The following is a 2,469-nucleotide window of genomic DNA, read 5'->3' on the forward strand; positions in this document are numbered from 1 at the left end:
AGTCCGAGGTACCCTTGCCCAAGTTCCCCGTCCATTCAATAGTGGCCGAATAGTTATGCTGTTTTTTCATATCACGTAATCATCGCTGTTCCACCATTTCTTCATCCACTCATCGAAAACTCTTTTTCCTTTTTTATGATTGTCAACGACTACAATGAGTCGATTGGAATGGTCACTGTACTGGGTCAGGATATTGACGTTGGCTCTAGACATTTCCTTACAAAACGCTCCCAACTGACCTGGCACATCCTGTCTTAGCTTCTGAACAAGTACATCGTTTATTTTTAAAACTCTTATTCCCGCATTTTCCAACTCTTTTTTCGCTTTTTCCGCTTCCTCTATCAAGAAATGTGCTATCGAGGTTTCGCCATGTTAAAGACACCACCGCCCTCAAGGCTAATGTTCTTGCTTCCTAAAATTTCGCCCATTCGAGCCAATTTCCCAGGTTTGTTCTCCAATAAAATTTCCATGTCTTTCATTTCCACTGATTAGATATACGACAAAGTAATCTTAATTATTTCTTTTATCGTTCATTTGAAAATGAACTATGAAGAACAATGATTTCATGACCATTACTTCACTGATCTGTGAACCCTCAAGGGCTAAAATCCTGTGGAGCTTACTGGACGGACGTGCCCATACCGCGAGCGAACTGGCATTGGCATCGGACCTGTCGGCAAGTTCGACCAGCAATCATTTGTCTAGGATGCTCAATGGTAAAATCTTAAAAGTCGATGTACAGGGAAGGCACCGATACTTTTCTTTTGCCAGTGCAGAAGTGGCCTATGTAGTTGAATCATTGGCCAGCCTTGCGGATACACCGCCCTCTGAATTGGACCAAACCCCAAAGACCGGCGTCAGGTTTTGCCGAACCTGTTATGACCATCTTGCCGATTATGTTGGGGTAGCACTTACCGACACTATGGTTCGAAAAGGCTATTTGATACCTGCCGACAAAAAGTATTCCGTTACCGAAGCAGGGTGGGACTGGTTTTCAAAACTTGAGATTTCAAAAGCTGTATTTACAAAAAGTCGCCGGCCATTGACACGGCAATGCCTTGATTGGTCAGAACGTAGACCACATTTGTCAGGACATCTTGGAGGAGTTTTTATGAAAAGAACCCTCGAAATGGATTGGTTCAGGAGGGTAGACGCTTCAAGGAAACTTTTAATTACTTCAAGAGGAAGAAAGGCGGTTCATGATTTACTTGGAATCGATATAGATCGAAACCCTTGATATTTTCGTGTGATCAAATATGTGCTATGCATTATCCTTTCCTTGAACTTTCAATATTTGATATCTAAACAAACACAAATCAAGCTTTACCGACAAAATTCATTTTAAAGTACTACTTCCCGTAATAAGCGTTTTACCAAAAGATTGATTTACTTTAACAAGTCTCTTGATCAAAACTGAAAAGACATTTGCATAAAAGGAAAATATGTTAAAAATTTAACATATGGAAGATTTTTCTTATTTTGTAAGCGTTTTTAAAAACTAGTGTTAGTTATTGGATGGTTGAAATTATTTTCTATCCCCCTTTAAAGGCCAGGTGCACCTGGCCTTTTTTGTTGGAAAGGCCAAGTTTATATAGACTTTCTTGCAGTACAGTCATATCAAGCTCGTTTTGTGGATAGAATTTACATTATACAATATGCCTGTGAGCAATAGTTCGAGTCACTAAGAGTCTCATAGATCTACGTGCTTAACATTATAAGCTGTTCTTTGTTGTCACGGAGAAATCTATCTGACATGTTCTTTCTAAAAACTCCGGACATCGTTTTATTGAACTTTTAGATTTGAAACTATAGTTCAATTCTTCTTTTTACGCGCCAATCTGTAAAGTATTCCCAAATCTCTCGTTCTGTGGAATCTTGTAAGGAGTCAACCCCAAATGCTTCTGCCAAGCTTTTCTTTTTCTTAGGTTTAGAATCCAAGTCATTGAATTCTTTCTCGGATTCTAAAGCAAGATTAATGTCATTCTTTAACTTGATATAGAAATTCTCCATTTCTGATTTGGTAGTCAATTCGGAAACTTTCTCCGACAGCGTTCTATTCGACTCTTTAAGAACATTTAAACTGGATCTTAAAAACCTATTATCTTTTTTTGCCTTTATTAAAGGGATGATGAAAGTAATTATGGTTACTACTATTGACAATATCCATAAGATCCACTGTGTTAATTCAGTCATAATATTCCTTTATCGAATTTGATTTCAAATAAGACCTGCTTATAAAAATCCTTTATTTAAACTTTGCTCTTTTTAGGTAATATTGACAGGCACTATCTTCATCAAAAAATTTACGTACAGAACCAATTTGACCTCTTTCTTTATGATATATTTCCCAAACAGGTCTGTGCTTTCCCATTTTGATTAATAATGCCAATTTATCATATAAATTCATATTGCTTCAATAGTATTAAAGATAATGAGTCCCCCCAACAAAAACGCTATCGGTGCGATCAA

4 protein-coding genes are annotated in these 2,469 nt (G+C 37.4%); 1 reads left to right on the top strand and 3 read right to left on the bottom strand.

The window, feature by feature from the left end; all coding sequences use genetic code 11:
* Nucleotides 1–66: 66 nt before the first annotated feature.
* Nucleotides 67–345 (bottom strand): hypothetical protein, encoded by a 279-nt coding sequence (locus tag BIZ36_RS20510; RefSeq protein ID WP_286175045.1) that lies wholly within the window; start codon nt 343–345, stop codon nt 67–69.
* A gap of 8 nt (nt 346–353) precedes the next feature.
* On the bottom strand, nt 354–479 hold the full coding sequence (locus tag BIZ36_RS21230; protein WP_286175047.1) for an ACT domain-containing protein: 126 nt from the start codon (nt 477–479) through the stop codon (nt 354–356).
* 68 nt (nt 480–547) lie between these two features.
* On the opposite strand from BIZ36_RS21230, the gene BIZ36_RS20515 reads away from it, so the two are divergent.
* Nucleotides 548–1,237 carry an ArsR/SmtB family transcription factor gene (locus tag BIZ36_RS20515; RefSeq protein ID WP_187459725.1) on the top strand — a complete coding sequence of 230 codons (690 nt, stop codon included), beginning with the start codon at nt 548–550 and terminating at the stop codon, nt 1,235–1,237.
* A 569-nt stretch (nt 1,238–1,806) separates the two neighbouring features.
* Here BIZ36_RS20515 and BIZ36_RS20520 read toward each other — a convergent pair.
* Entirely contained in the window at nt 1,807–2,193 is a 387-nt protein-coding gene (locus tag BIZ36_RS20520; RefSeq protein WP_121848509.1) for a hypothetical protein, read from the bottom strand.
* Between the last annotated feature and the right edge of the window lie 276 nt (nt 2,194–2,469).

The sequence above is a fragment of the Cytophaga sp. FL35 genome, assembly GCF_014349235.1.
In the GTDB taxonomy this organism is placed as follows: domain Bacteria; phylum Bacteroidota; class Bacteroidia; order Flavobacteriales; family Flavobacteriaceae; genus Euzebyella.